At 68.7% G+C, this 21,257-nt stretch carries 20 protein-coding genes and 1 pseudogene; 17 read left to right on the top strand and 4 right to left on the bottom strand.

Going from position 1 to position 21,257, the window contains the following annotated elements; genetic code table 11:
* Positions 1–14 precede the first annotated feature (14 nt).
* The 15 genes from flgE (at position 15) to HFL01S_RS18075 (ending at position 14,865) form a co-directional block, all read left to right on the top strand.
* On the top strand, positions 15–1,229 hold the full coding sequence (gene flgE / locus HFL01S_RS18145; protein WP_066261149.1) for a flagellar hook protein FlgE: 1,215 nt from the start codon (positions 15–17) through the stop codon (positions 1,227–1,229).
* Between the two features lie 31 nt (positions 1,230–1,260).
* A complete protein-coding gene (flgF, locus tag HFL01S_RS18140; RefSeq protein ID WP_066261147.1) occupies positions 1,261–2,001 on the top strand; it encodes a flagellar basal-body rod protein FlgF in 741 nt (246 codons plus the stop codon).
* A gap of 12 nt (positions 2,002–2,013) precedes the next feature.
* Positions 2,014–2,796 carry a flagellar basal-body rod protein FlgG gene (gene flgG / locus HFL01S_RS18135; protein WP_066261145.1) on the top strand — a complete coding sequence of 261 codons (783 nt, stop codon included), beginning with the start codon at positions 2,014–2,016 and terminating at the stop codon, positions 2,794–2,796.
* An 8-nt stretch (positions 2,797–2,804) separates the two neighbouring features.
* Complete coding sequence (locus tag HFL01S_RS18130) at positions 2,805–3,467, top strand: flagellar basal body L-ring protein FlgH (RefSeq protein WP_174525257.1); 663 nt, start codon at positions 2,805–2,807, stop codon at positions 3,465–3,467.
* Between the two features lie 20 nt (positions 3,468–3,487).
* Positions 3,488–4,642: a flagellar basal body P-ring protein FlgI gene (locus tag HFL01S_RS18125; protein ID WP_066261142.1), complete on the top strand. Its 1,155-nt coding sequence runs from the start codon at positions 3,488–3,490 to the stop codon at positions 4,640–4,642.
* A 4-nt stretch (positions 4,643–4,646) separates the two neighbouring features.
* Complete coding sequence (flgJ, locus tag HFL01S_RS18120; RefSeq protein ID WP_066261141.1) at positions 4,647–5,684, top strand: flagellar assembly peptidoglycan hydrolase FlgJ; 1,038 nt, start codon at positions 4,647–4,649, stop codon at positions 5,682–5,684.
* A 16-nt stretch (positions 5,685–5,700) separates the two neighbouring features.
* Positions 5,701–7,611, top strand: a complete 1,911-nt coding sequence (gene flgK, locus HFL01S_RS18115) for a flagellar hook-associated protein FlgK (RefSeq protein WP_066261140.1) — start codon at positions 5,701–5,703, stop codon at positions 7,609–7,611.
* Between the two features lie 17 nt (positions 7,612–7,628).
* Entirely contained in the window at positions 7,629–8,849 is a 1,221-nt protein-coding gene (flgL, locus tag HFL01S_RS18110) for a flagellar hook-associated protein FlgL (protein WP_066261138.1), read from the top strand.
* Between the two features lie 19 nt (positions 8,850–8,868).
* Positions 8,869–10,122 (top strand): HDOD domain-containing protein, encoded by a 1,254-nt coding sequence (locus tag HFL01S_RS18105; RefSeq protein WP_084383474.1) that lies wholly within the window; start codon positions 8,869–8,871, stop codon positions 10,120–10,122.
* 41 nt (positions 10,123–10,163) lie between these two features.
* Positions 10,164–10,907: a 7-cyano-7-deazaguanine synthase QueC gene (gene queC / locus HFL01S_RS18100; RefSeq protein WP_066261136.1), complete on the top strand. Its 744-nt coding sequence runs from the start codon at positions 10,164–10,166 to the stop codon at positions 10,905–10,907.
* Positions 10,908–11,264: 357 nt separating this feature from the next.
* Positions 11,265–12,785 (top strand): peroxidase family protein, encoded by a 1,521-nt coding sequence (locus HFL01S_RS18095; protein WP_066261135.1) that lies wholly within the window; start codon positions 11,265–11,267, stop codon positions 12,783–12,785.
* Positions 12,786–12,849: 64 nt separating this feature from the next.
* Complete coding sequence (locus tag HFL01S_RS18090; RefSeq protein ID WP_084383472.1) at positions 12,850–13,404, top strand: isochorismatase family protein; 555 nt, start codon at positions 12,850–12,852, stop codon at positions 13,402–13,404.
* Complete coding sequence (locus tag HFL01S_RS18085; protein ID WP_157538942.1) at positions 13,401–13,790, top strand: hypothetical protein; 390 nt, start codon at positions 13,401–13,403, stop codon at positions 13,788–13,790. The genes HFL01S_RS18090 and HFL01S_RS18085 overlap by 4 nt, the downstream gene beginning before the upstream one ends.
* Before the next feature lie 17 nt (positions 13,791–13,807).
* A complete protein-coding gene (locus HFL01S_RS18080; protein ID WP_066261130.1) occupies positions 13,808–14,440 on the top strand; it encodes a LysE family translocator in 633 nt (210 codons plus the stop codon).
* A gap of 26 nt (positions 14,441–14,466) precedes the next feature.
* On the top strand, positions 14,467–14,865 hold the full coding sequence (locus HFL01S_RS18075) for a VOC family protein (RefSeq protein ID WP_066261129.1): 399 nt from the start codon (positions 14,467–14,469) through the stop codon (positions 14,863–14,865).
* A 27-nt stretch (positions 14,866–14,892) separates the two neighbouring features.
* On the opposite strand, the gene HFL01S_RS18070 is transcribed toward HFL01S_RS18075, so the two are convergent.
* The 4 genes from HFL01S_RS18070 to HFL01S_RS18055 form a co-directional block, all read right to left on the bottom strand.
* Positions 14,893–15,558, bottom strand: coding sequence for a class I SAM-dependent DNA methyltransferase (locus tag HFL01S_RS18070; protein WP_245644855.1), 666 nt, complete (start codon positions 15,556–15,558; stop codon positions 14,893–14,895).
* 90 nt (positions 15,559–15,648) lie between these two features.
* Positions 15,649–17,418 carry an ABC transporter ATP-binding protein/permease gene (locus tag HFL01S_RS18065; protein WP_066261127.1) on the bottom strand — a complete coding sequence of 590 codons (1,770 nt, stop codon included), beginning with the start codon at positions 17,416–17,418 and terminating at the stop codon, positions 15,649–15,651.
* A gap of 48 nt (positions 17,419–17,466) precedes the next feature.
* Positions 17,467–19,386, bottom strand: coding sequence for a sensor histidine kinase (locus HFL01S_RS18060; protein WP_066261124.1), 1,920 nt, complete (start codon positions 19,384–19,386; stop codon positions 17,467–17,469).
* Entirely contained in the window at positions 19,383–20,096 is a 714-nt protein-coding gene (locus HFL01S_RS18055; RefSeq protein ID WP_245644854.1) for a response regulator, read from the bottom strand. The genes HFL01S_RS18060 and HFL01S_RS18055 overlap by 4 nt, the downstream gene beginning before the upstream one ends.
* A gap of 138 nt (positions 20,097–20,234) precedes the next feature.
* On the opposite strand from HFL01S_RS18055, the gene HFL01S_RS25430 reads away from it, so the two are divergent.
* Positions 20,235–20,714, top strand: a complete 480-nt coding sequence (locus HFL01S_RS25430; RefSeq protein WP_169802353.1) for a hypothetical protein — start codon at positions 20,235–20,237, stop codon at positions 20,712–20,714.
* A gap of 183 nt (positions 20,715–20,897) precedes the next feature.
* A pseudogene (locus HFL01S_RS18050) lies at positions 20,898–21,257 on the top strand (hypothetical protein); the annotation flags it as partial.

Raw genomic sequence — 21,257 nt, 5'->3', positions numbered from 1 at the left:
CGAAGGACACCACCATGGCATTCCAGCAAGGACTCTCCGGCCTGAACTCCGCCAGCCGCAACCTGGACGTGATCGGTCACAACATCGCCAACGCCAACACCGTCGGCATGAAGGCCTCCCGCGCCGAATTCGGCGAGATCTATGCCAGCTCGATCAACGCCGCCGGCAGCGCCAACGCCGGCATCGGCGTGCAGGTGTCCGCCGTGGCGCAGCAGTTCACGCAGGGCAACATTTCCGTCACCGGCAACTCGCTGGACGTGGCCATCAACGGCAACGGCTTCTTCGAGCTGACCATGCCCGACGGTTCGCTGGCCTACTCGCGCGCCGGCATGTTCAAGCTCAACCGCGACGGCGACATCATCAACAACCTCGGTGGCCAGCTGATGGGCTATCCGACCGATGTCGACGGCGTGCGCCAGGGCTTCGAGTCGCAACCGCTGACCCTGCCCACGGGCGGCCCGATCCCGGCCCAGGCGACCACGGCCATCGACACCCAGGTGAACCTGGATGCCCGCGCGCCGATCGCAGCCGCCGTCGTGCCCCCCACGCCCTTCGGCACCTACGGCACCTCCGTCATTGCCTATGACCAGCAGGGCCTGGAGATTCCGGTCAGCCTGGTGTTCGAAAAGATCGGCAACAACCAGTGGAACGTCTACACCGGTGTCAACGGTGCCGACCCGGCGGCGTCGGTGCCGTTTGCGCTGAACTTCATGGCCGATGGCACCCTGGACCCCGCCACGGTGATTCCGCAGCTGCAGCTGGCCTCGCCCAATGACCCGGCGCAGACCTTCATGGTCGATCTCGGTTTTGGCGAGACCACCCAGTTCGGTGTCGACTTCGCGGTCAACGAGCTCACGCAGGACGGCTACCGCCCCGGCGAACTCACCAGCCTGAACATCAGCGACGCCGGTGTGATCATGGCCCAGTATTCCAACGGCCAGTCGCAGGCGGCCGGTCAGATCGCGCTGGTCAACTTCCGCAACGTGCAGGGCCTGCAGCCCAACGGCGGCGGCAACTGGACGCAGACCTTCGCCTCGGGCGAACCGGTGCGCGGCGCTCCGGGCGAAGGCAACATGGGCCTGCTGCGCTCCGGCGCGGTGGAAGACTCCAACGTCGACCTGACCGCCGAACTGGTGAACATGATGACCGCGCAGCGCGCCTACCAGGCCAACGCGCAGACCATCAAGACGCAGGACCAGGTCCTGTCGACCCTGCTGAACATGCGCTGATCGTCTGACGCGACCTCTCTAGGAGCCCTGCATGGACCGCATGATCTACACCGCCATGACCGGCGCCAACGCAGCTGCCCACCGGCAGCAGCTGCTGGCGAACAACCTGGCCAATGCGTCCACGCCGGGCTTCCGCGCCGAGCTGGCCACCTTCCGCGCGGTGCCGGTGCGCGGCGACGGCACCAGCTCGCGCGTGTTCGCGCTGGAAGCCAGCGCCGGCCATTCCGAGGTGTCCGGCCCGATCAACCCGACCGGCCGCAACCTGGACGTGGCCGCGCGCGGCAACGCCTGGTTCGCGGTGCAGGGCCTGGACGGCACCGAGGCCTACACCCGCGGTGGCGCGTTTGAAGTCAGCGCCGACGGCGCCCTGGTCAACGCCCACGGCCTGCCGGTGCTCGACGACGGCGGCTCGCCCATCAGCGTGCCGGCCAACGCCCAGCTTTCGTTCGGTGCCGACGGCACGCTGACCGCGCGCGTCGGCGACCAGGCCCCGCAGCGCGTGGCCAAGCTCAAGCTCGTCACGCCGAACGACGACAACCGCCTCAAGCGCAGCGAGGACGGCCTGTTCCGTCCGGTGGTGGGCGAGGCGCTGGACGCCGACGCCAACGCCCGCGTGCAGGGCGGGGCGCTGGAAGGCAGCAACGTGAACCCCATCGAGGCCATGGTCGGAATGATCGCGGTCTCGCGCCAGTTCGAGCAGCAGATGCGCATGCTGCAGAACGGTGAAAAGAACGACCAGACCGCTTCGCGTCTGCTCAACATGAACGGCTGATAGGAGCACACCATGATCAACTCCCTCTGGATTTCCAAGACCGGCATGCAGGCCCAGCAGACGCAGCTGGACGTGATCTCGAACAACATGGCCAACGTGTCCACGAACGGCTTCAAGCGCGCCAGCGCCGTGTTCGAGGACCTGATGTACCAGAACCTGCGCCAGGTCGGCGCGGCCGACACCGAGCAGAACAACCTGCCTACCGGCCTGCAGGTCGGCCTGGGCGTGCGCACCGTGGCCACGTCGCGCCAGTTCAGCCAGGGCAGCCTGCAGCAGTCGGGCAACCAGTTGGACATCGCCGTCAACGGCCAGGGTTTCCTGCAGGTGGCGCTGCCCGACGGCACCACCGGCTACACCCGCGACGGCAGCCTGCAGGTCGATTCGCAGGGCCGGCTGGTGACGTCCAACGGCATGGCGATCGCGGGCGACATCACCGTGCCCGCCGAAGCGCAGAGCGTGACCATCGGCAGCGACGGCGTCGTCACCGCCAAGGTGCCGGGCAACGCGCAGCCGCAGCAGCTGGGCAACATCGAGCTGGCCACCTTCATCAACCCGGCCGGCCTGGAGCCGCGGGGCCAGAACCTCTACACCGAGACCGTGGCCTCGGGCAACCCGGTGACCGGCGCGCCCGGCACCGCCGGCATGGGCACGCTGATGCAGGGCTATGTCGAGACCTCCAACGTCAACGTGGTGCAGGAACTGGTGACCATGATCCAGACCCAGCGCGCCTACGAGATGAATTCCAAGGCGATCCAGACGTCCGACCAGATGCTGCAGCGCCTGGGACAACTCTGAGCAAGACCATGAAACACCTCCTGCTGCTCGCCGCGGTCGCGCTCACCGGCTGCATGACCAAACCGGTCGACGTGGTGCCGGTGCGGCCCATCAACTACGCACAAACCGCCGCCCCTGCGCAGACCGGCGGCAGCCTGTTCTCGGCCGCCCGCTACCGGCCCGCGTTCGAGGACCCGCGCGCGCGGATGCCCGGCGACACGCTGACGATCCAGATCACCGAGAAGGTCAGCGCCAGCCAGTCGTCCTCGGCCAACATCAACCGCACCGGCAGCGCCTCGGGCTCGGTCTCGGCGATCCCGGGCATCGTCGCCAAGGAGCTGACGCGCGACCGCAACTTCAACCTCGGCGGCGAGTCGGGCAACGAGTTCGCCGGCAAGGGCGACAACGCCAACGAAAACGACTTCTCGGGCTTCATCACCGTCACCGTGCAGGAGGTGCTGCCCAACGGCCACCTGCTGGTGGCCGGCGAGAAGCAGATCGGCATCAACAGCAACGTCGACGTGCTCAAGTTCTCCGGCACCATCGATCCGCGCCACATCCGCCCGGGCAACACGGTCGCCTCGACCCAGGTCGCCAACGCCCGCATCGAGTCGCGAGGACGAGGCGCCGTGGACGAAGCGCTCTCAATAGGCTGGTTGGGACGGTTCTTTTTGAATGTTTTCCCGTTCTGAGCCTGCCTAGCATTGCCCTCATGAACCCGCAGCACCGCACCCTTTCCTCCGACGCCAGCCTGCGCCGCCTGCTGGCCTGGTCCGCACTGGCCATCGGCCTGCTGATCGGGACGGGCTGGCCGCTGCCGGCCAGCGCCATGCGCATCAAGGAGATCGCGGCGGTGCAGGGCGTGCGCACCAACCAGCTCACCGGTTTCGGCCTGGTGGTGGGCCTGGACGGCACAGGCGACCAGACCACCCAGATGCCCTACACCTCGCAGGGCATGAACAACTACCTGCAGCAGCTGGGCCTGACCCTGCCGGCCGACGCCAAGGTACAGATGAAGAACGTGGCGGCGGTGCTGGTGACTGCGCAACTGCCCGCGTTCGCCCAGCCGGGACAGATGATCGACGTGACCGTCTCGTCCATGGGCAGCGCCAAGTCGCTGCGCGGCGGCACGCTCATCACCACGCCGCTCAAGGGCGCGGACGGCGAAATCTATGCGCTGGCCCAGGGCAACCTGCTGGTCGGCGGTGCCGGCGCCTCGGGCGGCGGCAGCAAGGTGCAGATCAACCACCTCAGCGCCGGCCGCATCCCTTCCGGGGCGCAGGTCGAACGCGCCGTGCCGACGGCTTTCGCCTTCGGCGACACCATCGACCTGGGCCTGAACTCGGCCGACTTCCAGACCGCGCGCCGCGTGGCGCAGGCCATCAATGACCGCATGGGCACCGGCGTGGCCAGTGCGCTGGACGGCCGCCTGGTGCGCCTGCGCGCGCCGGCCAACCCCGATTCGCGCGTGAGCTTCATGGCCGAGATCGAGGAGATCCCGCTGGAGGCCACGATCCCGGTGGCGAAGGTGATCATCAACACCCGCACCGGCTCCATCGTCATGAACCAGGCCGTCACGCTCGGCCCCTGCGCGGTCGCGCACGGCAACCTCTCGGTCAGCATCAGCTCGACCCCGGTGGTCAGCCAGCCCAACCCGCTGTCGCAGGGCCAGACCGTGGTGGGCGAGAAGACCGACATCAAGATCAGCCAGGACAGCGGTGCGCTCATCAAGATGGACGCCGCGCCGCAGCTGGCCGACCTGGTGCGCATGCTCAACGGCCTGGGCGCCACGCCGCAGGACCTGCTCGCGATCCTGCAGGCGATCAAGGCCGCCGGCGCCATGAACGCCGAACTCGAAGTGATCTGACGCCATGTCATCCCTTCAACCCACCACCCAGGGCCTGGCCGCCGACCCGGGCGCGCTCAATGCGCTGAAGTACAGCGCCGCCAAAGAGGGCGATGGTGGCAAGGGTGCGCTCAAGGAAGCGGCCAAGCAGTTCGAGTCGCTGTTCATGCGCGAGCTCATCAAGAGCATGCGCGACGCAACCCAGAAGTCCGGCCTGCTCGAAGGCCAGGGCAGCGACCTGGGCACCGACCTGCTCGACCAGCAGATGGCGGTGCAGCTCTCGGGCCTGCCCGGCGGGCTGAGCGAGTCGATCGAGCGCCAGCTCAGCCGCCAGATGAACGCGGCGCAGGCCAAGGCCGGCACGGGCACCGACGCGTCGGGCGATGCCCCGGCCGGCACCACGTCGGCCAGCACGGCCGGTGCCGGCAGCGCGACAGAGTTCAAGCCGCTCAAGCGCTCGGACCTGCGCAACCTGCTCAAGTACGCGCCGGCCGCGGGCGCCACCGGTGCAGCCGCTGCTGCCGCCACCACCACCGACCAGACCTCGGCCGCCGCACGGCGCGCCATGTCGCCCAGCCAGCGCCACGCTGCTTTCGTGCAGGAGCATCAGCAGGCGGCGGCCACCGTGGCGCGCGAATCGGGCATTCCGGCCGGCTACATGATCGGCCAGGCCGGCCACGAGACTGGCTGGGGCAAGAGCGAGATCCGCATGCGCGACGGCACGCCGTCCCACAACCTGTTCGGCATCAAGGCCACGTCCTCGTGGAAGGGCAAGGTGGCCGAGGTGACGACCACCGAATATGTCGACGGCGTGCCGCGCAAGACCACGGCGCGCTTCCGTGCCTACGACTCCTACGCCGACTCCTTCCGCGACTACGCGCGCCTGATCACGCGCAGCCCGCGCTACGACAAGGCCATGGACCAGATCGGCTCGGTGAACGGCTTTGCCAGCAGCCTGCAGCGCGCCGGCTACGCCACCGACCCGCAGTACGCGGCCAAGCTCAGCCGGGCGATCAACATGACGCTCAACCTGCAGCGCGCGCAGGTCTCTGCCCTGAACTGAGCGCAGGAACACCGCCATGTCGTCCGCACTCAACATCGGCTCCCAGGCCCTCACCGCCAATCTGGCGGCGCTGCAGGTCATCGGGCACAACATCGCCAACGTCAACACCGCCGGCTATTCGCGCCAGACGGTGGAGATGCGCAGCGCGGGCTATCAGGCGATGGGGGGCTTCTACCTCGGCAAGGGCGTCGAGCTGGGCACCGTGGCACGCATGCACGACGCCTACCTCACCCGCGAGGCCCAGCTCTCCAGCTCGGTGGCGTCCGCCGACAGCGAGCGCCTGGCGCGGCTGGCGCAGCTGGAAAACATCTTCCCGACCGGTGAGAGCGGCCTGGGTGCGGCAATGAACGACCTGCTCAACGCCTGGTCGGACGTGGCCTCGTCGCCCACCAACATGGCGGCCCGTTCGGTGGTGATCGGGCGCGGCGAGGAGATCGCCTCGCGCCTGCGCGACACCGCCGGCCAGCTGGACATCCTGACCACCAGCGCCCGCCAGCAGGTGGGCGACACGGTGAACAACATCAACCGGCTGGCCGAGGACATCGCCAAGATCAACCAGAAGATCATGGAGAACCAGGGCAGCGCCGGAGAACCCAACGACTTGCTGGACCAGCGCGACCAGCTCATCGGCGAGCTCAGCAAGCTGGTGCAGGTGAGCACGGTGAACGCCGACGACGGCCGCATCAACGTGTTCGTCGCCGGCAGCCAGCCGCTGGTGCTGGGCAGCGGCGCTGCCCGCCTGGCCGTGGTGCCCGACAGCACCGACGGCTCGCAGCAGCGCATCCAGTTCCAGCAGGGCGGCTCGTCCATGGAACTCTCCGGCAGCGCCCTGGGCGGCGAGCTGGGCGGCGTCATGCAGTTCATCGACGAGGACCTGAAGGACGTCACCAACCAGATCGGCCGCATGGCGCTGGCGCTGGCCACGACGGTGAACACCCAGCACGCGCTCGGTGTGAACCTGCAGGGCGGCACCGGCGAGCCCTTCTTCGTGCCCCCGGCCGATGTGGCCGGCCTGCCCTTGTCCACCAACACCGGCAACGCGGCGATGCATGCCGAGGTCAGCGACCCCACGGCCCTCAAGCCGTCCGACTACCAGGTCAATTTCACGGCCACCGGCGTCGACATCGTGCGCCTCGCCGACGGCCAGATCAGCTCCTTCGCCGGCCTGCCGGCCGAGCTCGACGGCCTGAGTTTCCAGATCGACAGCGGCGCCACCGCCACGGGCGACGGCTTCCTCGTGCGGCCGTTTGCGGCCGCTGCCCGCAACATGCAGATGGCCGTGAGCGCGGCCGACCGCCTGGCCGCGGCCAGCCCGGTGATGGTCACGCCCGGCAGTGGCAACACCAGCGGCATGGGCGTCGTGAGCCTGTACCCCGTGGAGCCGTCGGCCAACCTCACCGACCCGGTGACCCTGACCTTCCTGGCCGACGGCAGCTTCACCGCCACCGGCCTGGGCCCCGGCAACCCGCCGCCCGACAACGTGGGCCCGCCGCCGAGCTACAACTACACGCCCGGCCAGCCGCTGCAGTTCAACGGCTGGAGTCTCACGCTGCGTGGCAACCCGTCTGCGGGCGACAGCTTCGCCATCACCGCAGCGCCCACGACCAACTACGCGCAGAACGGTGGCAACGCCGGCGGCATGCTTGCGCTGCGCGACCTCGCCACCTTCGACGGCGTCTCGCTCGCCAACGGCTACAGCTCGGTGCTCTCCGACATCGGCACGCGGGTGCAGGGCGCGCAGTTCGCCGCCAGCTACTCCGGCCAGGTGGCCGCCAGCAACGAGGCCGCGCGCGCCGCGGTCTCGGGCGTCAACCTGGACGAGGAGGCCGCGCGCCTGCTGCAGTACCAGCAGGCCTACCAGGCCGCTGCCAAGTACATGCAGATCGCCCAGGGCACGTTCGACACGCTGATTCAGACCATGCGCTGATCCACCGGAGCACCGACATGAGAGTCGCCACCGCCCACGCCTACGACACCACCATCGCCCAGCTCACCAAGCGCCAGGCGGAGATGGCTGCGCAACAGGAGCGCATTTCCAGCGGCAAACAGGTGCTGCGCGCCAGCGACGACCCCGTGGCCGCCGCCCTGTCCGAAGCGGTGCAGACCCGGCTCTCGCGCGTGCAGACCGACCAGCGCGCGCTGGAGTCCTCGCGCACCAGCATCCAGCAGGCCGAGAGCGCGCTGGGAGAAGCGGGCGACCTGGTGCAGCGGGTGCGCGAACTGATCATCGCGGGCGGCAACGCCGGCTACGGCCCCACCGAACGCCAGGCGCTGGCCAAGGAAATCGAAGGGCTGCGCGAGCAGCTGTTCGCGGCGGCGAACCGCCAGAACAGCACCGGGCAGAGCCTGTTCGGCGGTCTCGGCGGTTCGCCCACACCCTTCGTGCAGGAGTTCGGCAGCGGCAGCAACGAGGTGCGCTTCGATGGTCAGCGTGGCCAGAAGGCCGCTGGCGACAACCAGCTGCCCAACGCCATGGACGGCGAGGCCATCTGGATGCGCATTCCCGCCGGCAACGGCACCTTCTCCATCGACCTGGCCGCCGGCAATACCGGCAGCCTGCGCGCCGACACCGGCCAGGTGAGCGACCCCTCGGCGCTCACCGGCCACGACTACCGCATCGACTTCAGCGGCACCGCCGGCGCCATGCAGTACAGCGTGGTCGACGTGACCACCGGCACCCCCGTGGCCGGCCAGACCGGCATGCCCTACAGCAGCGGATCGCAGATCGAGTTCGACGGCATGTCCTTCAAGCTCACTGGCGATCCGCGCGCCGGTGACCAGCTGGACATCACCCCGTCCAACGCGCCGACCGACATGTTCAAGGTGATGCAGGACGCCATCGACACCCTGCGCCTGGACAACGGCAGCAGCGGCGACGCCGCCCAGCGCACCCACAACCTCGGCCGCGCCCTGACCGAACTCGACGCCGGGCACGAGCGCATGCTGATGGCCCGCGCGCAGGCTGGCGAGTGGCTCAACCGCGCCGACTCGATGGACAACATGCTCGGCAACCGCGAGGCCGACCACACCATCGAGAACTCCCGGCTCGTGGACATCGATCTGGTCAAGGCCTATTCGGAGTTCAAGACCATGGAAGTGGGGGCCCAGGCGGCGCTCCAGTCCTACGCTTCGATCCAGAAGCTCTCGCTGTTCCAGTACCTGTAGCCGACACCGGACCCGCCGCATGAGCCACACCGTCCTTGACAGCGTCGCGATGGCCTACCAGCCGGTCTGGAACCGGCACCGGCTGCTTGCGGCGGTGCGCCTGACGGTGCTGCCGACCGACCCGACCTCGGTCGACGCGGCCCACCTGATGCAGGTGCTGGGCGACGACTGGCCGGTCGCCGCGCCCATGCTCATCCTCGCGCTGGAATCACCCGCGCTGCTGCACCAGGCGCTGCGCTGCGCGCCGGTGCCCAACACCTGCCTGGAAGTGCCGTCGGCGCTGTTCGGCCGCCCGGAAAGCCTGGCCCTGCTGTCGCAGGCCGTGCAGCACGGCCACCAGCTCATCCGCCGCGCGGACTTCGCCGAGGTGCGCCACCAGTACAACGTGCCGCTGGACGTGCGCAGCCTGCTGCATCTGGACGCGGCCGACGCCCTGGAGGCCCTGCAGAGCCGTCCCACCGCGGCGGCGCCCGTGCCGCCCCGGCCCAGCCCGATCCGGTCGGGGCAGATCTACCGCAACGCCTGCAGCCGCGCGCTGGCCGACCACTGCCTCGACGAGGCGGGCGCCTGGGGTGTGCTGGGCTGGCCCGACGACGACGTGCTGCACGCCACCCGCCACCGCGCGCCCGGCTGCGACCCGGTGGCCATCGCCCTGATCCGGCAGGCGCTGGAAAATGACGCCTCCATCGAACGGGTGGAGCGCTACGTCCGACAGGACCCGGTGCTGGCCTACCGCCTGCTGCTGCGCGTGAACTCCGCGTTGTACGGCGGCCGCCACGAGATCGGCGCGCTGCGCCACGCCATCATGATGCTGGGCTTCTCGGCGCTGGACCGCTGGCTGGCCGAGCAGCAGGCCGGTGCCGACGAGGACATGGCCCTGCACCCGGTGCGCTACGGCCGTGTGATGCAGGCGCGGCTGGCCCAGCACCTGCTCGACCCCGGGTCCGACGAGGCGCTGCGCGCCGAGGTCTACACCACCGCCATCTTCGGCCAGCTCGACCGGCTGCTGCACGAACCGCTGGCCCAGCTGATCGGCCACCTGCCGCTGTCGCCGCGCGTCGCCGATGCTTTGCTCAGCCACATGGGGCCCTACCATCCGCTGCTGGACATCGCACGGGCGCAGGGCGACGCCGACCGCATCGACCGGCTGCAGGGCATCTGCGAGCAGCACGAGGTCTCGCTCGAACACGCCAACCGAGGGCTGCTGCGCATGCTGGCCACCAGTCGCGACCACGGACTGGCGCCGGCTCCAGCCGCGCCGCTCAGAGGGTAGCCCCCACGCTCCGACGCTGCACGGGTCGCTACCATCGGCGCATGAACGCCCCGACCCGCACCGCCCACCACACCAGCGCCCTCGTCCTGTTCTCCGGTGGGCAGGACTCCACCACCTGCCTCGTCCACGCCCTCGCACGCTACCCACGCGTCGAAACGCTGGGCTTCGACTACGGCCAGCGCCACAGCGTGGAACTGCAGGCGCGCACCGTGGTGCTGCAGAAGCTGCGCGAGCAGTTTCCGGCCTGGGCCGGGCGCCTGGGCGAAGACCACCTGCTCGATCTGGCCGTGCTGGGCAAGGTCAGCGAAACCTCGCTGACCCGCGACATGGCCTTCAAGATGGAGGCCAGCGGCCTGCCCAACACCTTCGTGCCCGGCCGCAACCTGCTGTTCCTCACGCTCGCCGCGGCACTGGCCTACCGGCGCGACATCCAGGTCATCGTCACCGGCGTCTGCGAAACCGACTTCAGCGGCTACCCCGACTGCCGCGACGACACCATGAAGGCGCTGCAGGTGGCGCTGTCCCTCGGCATGGACCACCGCTTCCTCATCGACACACCGCTGATGTGGATCGACAAGGCCCAGACCTGGCAGCTCGCGCACGAACTCGGAGAAGACTCGGGCGTGGAGGGCGGCGGCAACGCGTTGGTCGACCTGATCGTCGAACACACCCACACCTGCTACCTCGGCGACCGCGAGCACCGGCACGACTGGGGCTACGGCTGCGGCCAATGCCCGGCGTGCGAGCTGCGGGCGCGGGGGTGGTCGGGGTACCGCGCGGCGTGACGGCCACGGCCGGCGTCACCGCCCCGCGGGCCGGCTTTTTTGTGTGTGTTTGTATCGGCACCCAAATGGTGCTGACCGCCGATGCGCGGGCGTCTCTATACGTGGCCATGTCGCGCTGTTACGTGCCTGAAACAACCCGCGCCCCTTGATCCCTCCGGCGGTGGATTCGCCCGCGAGAGGGCGGGCATAGCATCGCCGCCGCTGGAAACGCGCCGCGCCATGGCGCCTGACCGGCACCGCGGCGGATCATCGAGAGCAGCGCTGCAGAAGTACAAGCTCTGGGGAGCAGCCTTCGCCCACGTGAATCTGTCATCCATGTCTGAGCGGACCATGTCCGCGCCTTTCAGGAGTGTCACGATGGATCAGAAACCCCACGCCCGCAGCCACGGGTACAGCACCGACAACGCCAACCCCACCCGCAGCAACCTGCAGAAGCCCGGCCGCTTCGGCCTGCTCTTCCCCGAACTCGCCGCCGTGCCCTGGACCACCGGCAACCCGGCCCAGGACGAGGTCATCCTGCGCGAGCTGGGCGAGGCCATGCACGTGGCCGAACGCAAGGACGGTGTCATTCCCGCCGGCTTCACCTACTTCGGCCAGTTCGTCGACCACGACATGACCTTCGACCCCACCAGCCTGGGCGAGAACGCGGTGGACGTGGACGACCTGGTCAACTTCCGGACACCCGCGCTCGACCTGGACAGCGTGTACGGCTCCGGCCCGCGCGACCAGCCCTACCTTTACCAGCGCAACACCACCACCGCCTCGGCCCAAATGTTGGTGGGGCCGGCGCAGGCGGTGCCCGCGGCCGCGCCAGGAGGGGGTGACGCGCAGGTGCAGGCGCTGGACGGCGCGCTGTACGACCTGCCGCGCGTGGCCGACGGCCTGCCCGAACGCACGGCGGTGCTGGGCGACAAGCGCAACGACGAAAACCTCATCGTGGCGCAGCTGCACCGCACCATGCTGCACTTCCACAACGCGGTCAGCCTGCGCTTTCCCGAGCTCTCGTTCGCCGACGTGCGCAAGGTGGTGACCCACCACTACCAGCAGATCGTGCTGCACGAATACCTGCCGGCGGTGGCGGGCGCCAAGAACGTGAAGAACGCGCTCAAGGAGCTGAAGTACTACCTGATCGGTCCCGGCTACCTTGCCAGCTCGCCCTACATGCCGCTGGAGTTCTCGGGCGCCGCCTACCGCTTCGGCCACAGCATGGTGCGCCCGGCCTACAACTTCAACAAGGTGTTCAACTTCGCGGCGGGCCCGCAGTTCTCGGACTTCCGCCTGGCCTTCACCTTCACCGGCGACGGCGGCTTCCTCGGCGGCACCCGCTACCCCACCAACTGGCTGCTCGACTGGCGCCAGATGTTCGACGGCCTGGGCGCCAACGCCCAGCGCGCCTTTGCCCTCGACGCCGCGCTCACCGACAAGCTGCGCATCGGCAACGCCCCCGACTCGCCGTTCCTGGCGCAGCTGAACCTGCTGCGCGGCGCGAGGCACTACAAGCTGCCGTCGGGCCAGGCGGTGGCCGCGCGCATGGGCCTGGCGCCACTGACCGCGGCGCAGCTGCAGTCCGGCACCGCGGGGGCCGTGGTCAAGAAGCACCATCTGACCCACCAGACGCCGCTGTGGTTCTACATCCTCAAGGAAGCCGAGGTGCTCGAAGGGGGGCAGCACCTGGGGCCGATCGGCGGCACCATCGTGGCCGAAGTGATCGTGGGCCTGATCAAGGACGATCCGGAAAGCGTGCTCAACGCTGGAACGCCGCGCGATCTGCCGAAGGCGGGAACCCACTTCACCATGACCGACCTGTTCAAGTTCGTCGAGAGCATGAAGGGACAGGGCAACATACCGGCCGCCGGGGTGATCAACCCGCTGGGTTGAGGCGCGGACGGCCTGCGGGCCGGTTCGCCTTTAGACTGTGGCCCACCTTGGGGAGATCCAGCGCATGGCCACCATCCGAACAGGCAACCGGTCCGCATTGCTCATCGTCGACGTGCAGGTCGGTGTGGTCGCCGCCGCGGGCGACATTTCCGGCCAGCTCGACGCCATCGCGCTCGCGGTGCGCAAGGCCCGCGATGCGGGTGTGCCCGTCATCTGGGTGCAGCACGACGACGAGGAGCTGCCCCGGGGCAGCGCCGACTGGCAGTGGGTGCCGGCGCTGGTGCCGCAGGTGGACGACATCCGCGTCTACAAGCAGCACAACTCCTCGTTCGAACAGACCACGCTGGAGGCCGAGCTGGCAGAGCGTGGCGTCGCCCACATCGTTTTGTGCGGGGCCGTCACCGGCTGGTGCATCCGCGCCACCGCCTACGCCGCGCTGGAGCGCGGCTACGACCTCACGCTGATCGGCGACGGCCACATCGCCAAACGCCTCGACACCGGCGAGGGCGCCGTGGTCGAAGCCGATGCCATCGTTCGCGAGTTCAACGCGGTGCTGCCCTGGCTGTCGTACCCGGGGCGCAGGAACCGGGTGGTGGGGGCAGAGGAGCTGGTGTGGTGAGCACTGAGGACGGCGATGCCCTTCGCACGGCGTCGATCGACTGGTTTCACCAGCTGGCCGAACTCGGATCAGACCAGATCGCTGCCCATTTCTCGCCAGAAAACCTGGCCCGGCTTCAGGCCCATGTGGCGCTCTGTCTGGACGGTGCCGAACTGCCCGGAATCAGGACGCCCGCGCAGTTTGTCGAAACGGTACTCGACCTGCGCGCCAACGAGAGCGACTGGAACCGGGCCACCATGTCGGCGATCATCCGGGCCGACGATCTGATGCTCGCAGGCCAGACGGAAGAGGCGGTTCAGGTGTTGCTGGCGTTCGCCGCCTCGTGCCCCTGGGTGCTGTTTCGCGAGGCGGCTGAAAACCAGGCGGGCCTGCTTCCTGGCCACTGAATTCGGACATTCCCATCATGCTCACCACCTTCCTCACCATCGCCGTGCTGCACTGGGTCGCCCTGGTCACGCCGGGCGTGAACTTCGTGCTGATCCTGCAGCTGGCGGCGGGCAGTCCGCGCAGCGTGTCGCTGTCGGCGGCGGCGGGCATCACCACCGTGACCTTTCTCTGGGCCCTGCTGGCGATCCTGGGCATGGGGGCGGCGTTCTCTGCCCACCCGGCGCTGCGCCAGGCGTTCCAGATCGCCGGTGGCGCCTACCTGTGTTACGTCGCGTGGAAGCTGTGGCGCGCGCCGGCGGCGGTGGCTACCGAGGTGAAGGCCGTGACGACGAGCCGCGCGGCAGCGTTCCGCATGGGCTTCATCACCAACGTCTTCAACCCCAAGACGGCGCTGTTCTTCGGCAGCGTGTTCGCCACCGCGCTGCCGCCCTCGCCGGGGCCGGCCGTGCTGGCCGGCGCGGTGCTGCTGTGCTGGTTCAACGCGGTGGTCTGGCACGTGTTCCTCGCACTCGCGTTCTCGCATGGCCGCGTCCAGTCCGTCTACCAGCGCGGGCGCACGGTGTTCAACCGCGGGGCGGCCGGCCTGGTCGGCGCCTTCGGGCTGCGCCTGCTCGTGACGACGGTGCAGGAACTGCGGGCACGGGTCTGAGGCCGGTTCCAAGGAGGGCGCACCGCATGTTTTCCCACATCTTCATCGGCGTGTCGGACTTCCCGCGGGCCCTGGCGTTCTACCGCGCCTTGATGCCCGTGCTCGGTGTGCAGGAGCGCTTCTGCGAGCCCGAACGCCCCTGGGCCGGCTGGCAGTCGTCGCCCGATCCGCGCCCGCTGCTGCTGATCGGCACCCCATTCGACGGCCAGCCTCACACACCGGGCAACGGGGCGATGACGGCCTTCATGGCCAGCAGCCGCGCTGTGGTCGACCGCGCCCACGCGGCCGCGCTGGCCCATGGTGGGCGCTGCGAAGGGCCGCCGGGGCTGCGGCCCGAGTACCACGCGAACTACTACGGTGCCTACTTCCGCGACACCGAGGGCAACAAGCTCTGCGTGGCCTGCCACGACCCCGAGGCGCCTTGACCCGGCCTCTCGCCCGCGGCCACGGAATCAGGGCTGCTGGCCCGGCCAGACGCCGGAGGCCATGAAGATGCCGCCCATCCAGGTGGGCTGCACCTCGAAACGGGTGAGCCGCGGGGCCAGTTCGCTCCAGGGCTGCGCCAGACCGTCCAGCGAACTCACCGAATACAGCGCCGCGCCGAGCACGAAGAGGTTGACCGGCCAGACCCAGGGCGCCGCCCACTGAAGTCCGGTGGCGACCACGCGCGCGCCGGGCGCGAGGTGGGCCAGCACGTTGTCAAGCGCGCGCGGGTTGCGCAGGATGTCGTGGGTGAAGTGGAACAGGGCGGCGTGGGCCTGGCCCGGCCACTGCGCCTCTTCCACCGGGGCCTGCACCAGCCGCAGCTGTTGTGCCCGCTGGTCGATCAAGCGCAGGCGTGCCCGGGCCATCATCTCGGGGCATTGTTCGATGCCGACGATGTGGCCGGTGGGGCCGAGCTGGTCGAGCAGCGGCCCGAAGCTCAGGCCGGTGCCACAGCCCACATCGAGCACGGTCTCGCCGGGCCGCAGGTCCAGGCGCTGTATCGCCTCCCGGCGCAGGGGTTCGAACGGTTCCAGTTCGCTGTCGTACCGGTCGGCCCGGGCCCTGTACTGTTGCAGGGCCTGGTGACGGGCCGGCGACGGGCGCCTGGTCGCAGACGGCAGGTGTGTGCCCACGGCGTGTCTCCACCACGGAAAACGCCCAGCCTACGGCGGCGCAACCCGCCGCGCAAGGCCTTGCCGGCCGAGAGTGTTACCAGGCGTCGCTCAGCGTGCGGTCAGGGCGAAACGGGCCCCTTCCGCGGTGCCGGGTTCCAGCTCCCAGCGCCGGGTATGGAAGGCCGCGACCGTGGGCCGGTGGGCGATGGACACCAGGGCACCGTTCTGGGCCCGGACCAGCGCCTGCAGCCGTTCGTACACCTGGTGTTCGGCCGTCTCGTCCAGCGCGCTGGTTGCTTCGTCCACGAACAGCCAGCGCGGCTGCTTGAGCAGGGCGCGCGCGACGGCCAGCCGCTGCTGCTCGCCACCCGAGAGCTTCTGGCCCCAGCTGTCCTCTTCGTCCAGCCGGTCGGCCAGGTGCGGCAGCAGGGCGTCGTGCAGCGCCTGCCGCAGCTGCTCGTCGCCGTAGCGGTCGGCCGGTTCGGGGTAGGCCAGCGCCTTGCGCAGGCTGCCCACGGGGAAGTAGGGCCGCTGCGGCAGGAACATCACTCGCTGTTCGAAGTCGGCCGGTTTTTGCAGCTTGCCCTTCGCCCAGGGCCAGATGCCGGCCAGGGTCCGGAACAGGGTCGACTTGCCGCTGCCCGACGGGCCCTTGACCAGCAGACTGTCTCCGGCCTTCAGGCTCAGCCCGCCGGCCGACATCAGCGCGACACCACCCGGCAGCGCCAGATCGAGTGCGTCGATCTGCAGCGTGTCGGCCTCGATGGCCGGCACCGACTGCAGTGGCGCCGCCTGCAGGGCCTGGAAGCTCTCCTCGAAGCTGGTGATCCGGTCGGTGGTGGCGCGCCAGGCGGCCAGGGCATCGTAGTTGTCGACGAACCAGGACAGCGAGTCCTGCACCCGGCCGAAAGCCGAGGAAATCTGCATCAGCTCGCCCAGCTGGATCGCCCCACTGAAAAAGCGGGGCGCAGCCACGATGAAGGGAAACACCACGGCGGCCTGGCCGAAGCCGTTGGTGAACCAGATCAGGCGCTTCTGCGCCTTGATGAGCTTCCAGTAGTTGTCCAGCACCGCACCGAAGCGGTCGCCCAGGTACCCGCGCTCCACCGGCTCGCCGCGGTCGAGCGCGATCGACTCGCTGTACTCGCGCACGCGCACCAGGTGCACCCGGAAGTCGGCCTCCACCCGCTGCTGCTGGAAGTTGAGCTTGATCTGCGGCCGGCCGATGTAGTGCGCCAGCACGCTGCCGACCACGCAGTACAGCACCGCCATCCAGACCATGAAGCCGGGGATGGTGTACGAACCACCGTTGAAGTCGAACGAGAAGCTGCCCGAGAGCGTCCAGAGGATGCCGACGAAGCTCACGAGCGTGATCACCGAACTCAGCAGGCCCATGGACAGGCCCAGCGTCGAACTGGTGAACAGGTTCAGGTCCTCGGCGATGCGCTGGTCCGGGTTGTCGGGCGGCGCGTCGGTGTCCTTGGCGAAGCGGTGCAGTTCGAGCTGGTAGAACGCCTTGTTGGACAGCCAGCGGTCGAGGTAGTGCTTGGTCATCCAGGTGCGCCAGCGCATCTCCAGCACCTGGCGCAGGTAGAAGCGGTAGACCGCGATGATGATGAAGCCGAAGGCCAGGTAGGTGAAGCGGCCCAGTTCGCGCCAGAACGTCACCTGGTCCTTGTTCTGCAGCGCGTCGTAGAACACGCGGTTCCACTCGTTGAGCAGCACCAGCATGTACACCGCGGCCAAATTCAGCACGATGATCGCCGCCAGCAGGCCACGCGCCTTCCACTTTTCCTCCGAGTTGAAGTAGGGCACGGCGAGCGCGAGCACCTTGCGCGCGAAGGTGCGAAAGCTCTGGAATTTGTTGGGCGAGGTCATGCAGGGGGCTCCGTGTCGCGCCCGGATCGGGTCCGGGCGAGGCCGATGCTAAACCGTCTGCTGCAGCGGCAGGCGCAGCACCACGCGAGTGCCCTGTTCGCCTCCAGACCTTTCCAGTGTTGCGCCGATGAGGGTTGCGCGCTCCTGCATGCTGCGCAATCCTTGGCCCGCACCCTGGCCCGAGCCGACACCATCGTCGCGCAGTTCCAGCACCACATGGGTGGTATCTGCGGTGGCGGTGACCTCCAGCCGGCTGCCTTGGGCGTGCTGGATGGCGTTGGAAATGACTTCCAGCAGGATGAACTGCACGTGCCGCAGTTGCGGTCCGAGGTAGTGGGCAATCAGCGGCAGTTCGTCGGCCCGCCAGACCAGCCGCAGACCCGCGGCCTGGATGCGCCGCTCCAGCCGGAAGCGCAGGCTGGAGAGCAGGGCGTTGATGTCGCCGGGCGGCAGGTGCATGGCGTCGATGTTCAGCCGCAACTGGTCGAGCGACTCGCGCAGCGTCTGAAGCAGCTCGTCCCGCGTCGCCTGTCCGCTCTCCACCTGGTGGATGGCTGCGATCAGGTGCGCGCCAGCACCGTCATGCATATCGCGAAGGATGCGGGTGCGTTCCTCGGCCGCTGCCCGCTCACGTTCGAGCGCCGTGACCTGTTCATGCCGCTGTGTCAGCTCGGCTTCGCGCTGGGCCAGTTTCTGGCCGATGCTGCTGTTTAGGCGCAGCAGCTCATCGCGCGCCTGCTGGAAGCGCAGGCTGACGATGACCAGCACCGACAGCGCCAGCGTCACGGCGGCGTATTTCGCCCAGGCCGATTCTTCGTAGTGCAGGGCGCTGGCCCGACCGGCGTAGATGTCGCGTCCGATGGCAACCAGGCTCAACGCCAGCGCCATCACCACCAGCGCCCTGGACAGGTCGGGCTTGCGCCAGACCTCGAGCGCCAGGCGAACATTCAACACCGCCCAGAACAGCAGCGTGCCCAGCATCCACACCACCAGGATCATCGGTGTCTGCCCGCCGGAGCCCAGGCCGTAGGCCAGCGGGCCGAGGTGCTGCACCATTTCATCGCGGCCACCGAGCGTCTGCAGGGCCCAGCTCAGACCGTAGGCCAGCGGTCCACCCAGCAGACTCAGAACGATGATGTTGCGCTCCCAGCGCGGTCTCGGACTGAACTGCAATGCGGCAATGAACTGGTACAGCGCGCCCGACCAGATCCAGATCAGGCCGAGAACGAACAGCCCCCAGGCGGGCCAATCCATGGGCGAGGCTTCCCACCAGGAGTCCGCGACCCGCAGCGCCCACGCCAGTTCTCCCAGGGCGGCCCAGGCGTACAACGGATCGTGCTGCTGCAGCCAGAGCAGGACGCACAGCGTGGCCACGACCAGGCTGAGCACGGAAGCCGCCTGCGGCAGGCTGGAGCGCAGCCACTCCTCGCGGTCCCGCATCGGCAGCAGGGCGGCGGTGGGCCCAACCCACAGGCGCGACAGGCCCGCTCGCCGCCCGGTGTCCATGCGCAGGCGGATGCGCAGCTCGTTCTGCGGCTGCAGCAGCACCGACGGCAGGGTCAGCCAGACCGGCCGCTTGGCGGCCCAGGCGTCGCCGGGCTGGTCCATGCGGCCGGCGCTGGCCAGCGCCTGGCCGTTCAGCTCAATGGCCCAGGCATTGCCCAGGCGCGGGATCAGCAGTGACCACGGCTGAGCCCGACTGTCACCGGCGGCCGGTGCGTCGAAGTGCAGCCGCAACTCGGCGGTGGCTTGCTGGCCAGGCGCCGTGATGTCCCAGTGCAGGGGCAGGGCTTGCTCGATGGCTTGCTGGTTTGGTGGCGTGAAGATTTGCGCGTGGTCCAGCACCTGCGCGCCCGGACCTGGCACTACCCGTCCCGGCGTGAGCAGCCACAGCAGCGACAGCAGCAGGACCAGAACCACCAGCGGCGCGAGCCAGCGCGGACGCTCGGTTGGTGCCGTGGCTGTCACGATCCGGGCGGCCCCACCAGACCCATCAGACCGGCCTGGTACACCGCCTGGCCGCGCGAGTTCACGGCCAGCTTGCCGTAGAGGTTCTTGATGTGCATCTGCACCGTGTGTTTGGAGATGCCTTCCATCTCGCCGATCTCGGCATAGGTGTAGCCGCGCGCAATCAGGCGCAGCACATCGGTCTCGCGGGCGGTCAGCTTCACCGCCTCAACAGAAGCCACTGCCGGGACTGCTGGCGAAGCTTCTGCACTGTCGGCCTGGCGCAGCCGCTGGAGCAGCTTGCGCGCCAGCATGGGCGAGATCGGCGAGGCCCCGCGCTTGACGTCCACGATGATCTGGCCCATGTCGTCGGGCTGCGTGTCCTTGTGGATGTAGCCCACCGCGCCGGCTTCGACGCAGGCCAGCACCGTGTCTTCATCGCCCAGCACCGAGATCACCAGCGTTTCGCAGTTGGGCTGCATCTTTTGCAGGCGGTAGATCAGTTCCAGCCCGTGGCCGTCAGGCAGCGCCAGGTCTGTGAGCAACAGATCGACCGGGTTTGCTTCCAGCCAGACCTGGGCCTCCCGCAACCGGTTGAACGATGCGCACAGCTCCAGCGCCGGGTGCTGGCGAATGCTCTGCTCGAAGAACCCCCGCAGGCGCTCGTCGTCTTCCAGCAGCACGATGCGCCAGCGGTCGTCGGTGGAGCGGGTGGAAGTGGTGTCGTTCACTGGGCGGATGTCTTGGGTCGATTCATCTTAGCGCCCCCGTTGCGGAGGGCGACACCCATGTTCTGGGGTATCGAGGTGCCGGGTGGGTCCATAGCATCAAAGCGCTCCTGTTCCACCCCAATCCTTCCGGAGATGTTCATGAATAAGACCCTGATGGCCACTGTCGTTGCATCTCTGGGAAGCGCGCTGGTCTTGCCCGCCCACGCAGAGCCTGGTGCCATGGTTGGCGTCAGTCACAACTTCGGCGGCGACACCGGCATCACCGTCAAACTGCTCTCGACAGACCGCCGCAACAAGCTCGCCGCTGCCGTGGGTGTCAGCTATTTCCCTGGGGCCGCGGCGCAGTCCTGGGGCCTCGATACCAGCATGGGCTACACCTTCCGCCATGGCGCGTTGACTGTCGGCTACGACTGGCTCAGCGGGCAGGTCCAGCTGGGCCTGGGAGCGGCCAGCACAAAGTCAAAAGCTTCTCCCACTCCCTCGCCGGCTCCAGCTCCGGCCCCGGTCGTGGCGCAAGCGCCGGCGCCAGCACCGGCGCCGGCTGCGGCACCCGCACCAGCACCCGCACCCGCACCCGCACCCGCACCCGCACCCGCACCCGCACCCGCATTCCTTTGAGTTCCTGCGACAGCCTCAGCTCTACCGCCTTTGACCGTTACCTGCTCGAAAGCCTCCCCTGACCACGAGGCCGTCGTCGAGCCCTGCGTCCGCGCATGACAACAGGAAGAACCAATGCTTCAGCACCTTCATTTTTCCCGTTGGTTCCGCACCCGATCGTTGGCAGCGTGTGTCTTGAGTGCCATGCTGACTGCCTGCGGCGGGGGGGCTTCGTCGGATGTGACCGAAAGCCGCACCACTGCCACGACCCCGGGCGACGCAGCCCAGAACACGGCCGAGTTGGCCGCCGCTGAGAAGGGGGCTGTCGCGGTCGATGCCTCGGGTTCGTCGACTCCGCTGGACGAGCTGTCCGCCGGCGAGATCGCCGCCAAGAGCGCCTACACCTCGGGTGCAGTGGCGCGTAAGGCGCTGGCCACGCGCATTCCCGTCTACCGCTTCTACAACGGCAGCACCGGCGCGCACTTCTTCACCACCAACACCACCGAGCGCGACAACATCGTCGCCACGCTCTCACCGCCGTTCGGTCTGGAGGGCTCAGCTTTT

The sequence above is a fragment of the Hydrogenophaga flava NBRC 102514 genome, from assembly GCF_001571145.1.
Taxonomy (GTDB): domain Bacteria; phylum Pseudomonadota; class Gammaproteobacteria; order Burkholderiales; family Burkholderiaceae_C; genus Hydrogenophaga; species Hydrogenophaga flava.
This window is presented reverse-complemented; position numbering and strand designations above follow the sequence as displayed.

Coding starts and splice junctions, on each gene's coding strand:
- flgE (WP_066261149.1), top strand. CDS start 15: ATGGCATTCCAGCAAGGACTCTCCGGCCTGAACTCCGCCAGCCGCAAC.
- flgF (WP_066261147.1), top strand. CDS start 1,261: ATGGACCGCATGATCTACACCGCCATGACCGGCGCCAACGCAGCTGCC.
- flgG (WP_066261145.1), top strand. CDS start 2,014: ATGATCAACTCCCTCTGGATTTCCAAGACCGGCATGCAGGCCCAGCAG.
- HFL01S_RS18130 (WP_174525257.1), top strand. CDS start 2,805: ATGAAACACCTCCTGCTGCTCGCCGCGGTCGCGCTCACCGGCTGCATG.
- HFL01S_RS18125 (WP_066261142.1), top strand. CDS start 3,488: ATGAACCCGCAGCACCGCACCCTTTCCTCCGACGCCAGCCTGCGCCGC.
- flgJ (WP_066261141.1), top strand. CDS start 4,647: ATGTCATCCCTTCAACCCACCACCCAGGGCCTGGCCGCCGACCCGGGC.
- flgK (WP_066261140.1), top strand. CDS start 5,701: ATGTCGTCCGCACTCAACATCGGCTCCCAGGCCCTCACCGCCAATCTG.
- flgL (WP_066261138.1), top strand. CDS start 7,629: ATGAGAGTCGCCACCGCCCACGCCTACGACACCACCATCGCCCAGCTC.
- HFL01S_RS18105 (WP_084383474.1), top strand. CDS start 8,869: ATGAGCCACACCGTCCTTGACAGCGTCGCGATGGCCTACCAGCCGGTC.
- queC (WP_066261136.1), top strand. CDS start 10,164: ATGAACGCCCCGACCCGCACCGCCCACCACACCAGCGCCCTCGTCCTG.
- HFL01S_RS18095 (WP_066261135.1), top strand. CDS start 11,265: ATGGATCAGAAACCCCACGCCCGCAGCCACGGGTACAGCACCGACAAC.
- HFL01S_RS18090 (WP_084383472.1), top strand. CDS start 12,850: ATGGCCACCATCCGAACAGGCAACCGGTCCGCATTGCTCATCGTCGAC.
- HFL01S_RS18080 (WP_066261130.1), top strand. CDS start 13,808: ATGCTCACCACCTTCCTCACCATCGCCGTGCTGCACTGGGTCGCCCTG.
- HFL01S_RS18075 (WP_066261129.1), top strand. CDS start 14,467: ATGTTTTCCCACATCTTCATCGGCGTGTCGGACTTCCCGCGGGCCCTG.
- HFL01S_RS18065 (WP_066261127.1), bottom strand. CDS start 17,418: ATGACCTCGCCCAACAAATTCCAGAGCTTTCGCACCTTCGCGCGCAAG.
- HFL01S_RS25430 (WP_169802353.1), top strand. CDS start 20,235: ATGAATAAGACCCTGATGGCCACTGTCGTTGCATCTCTGGGAAGCGCG.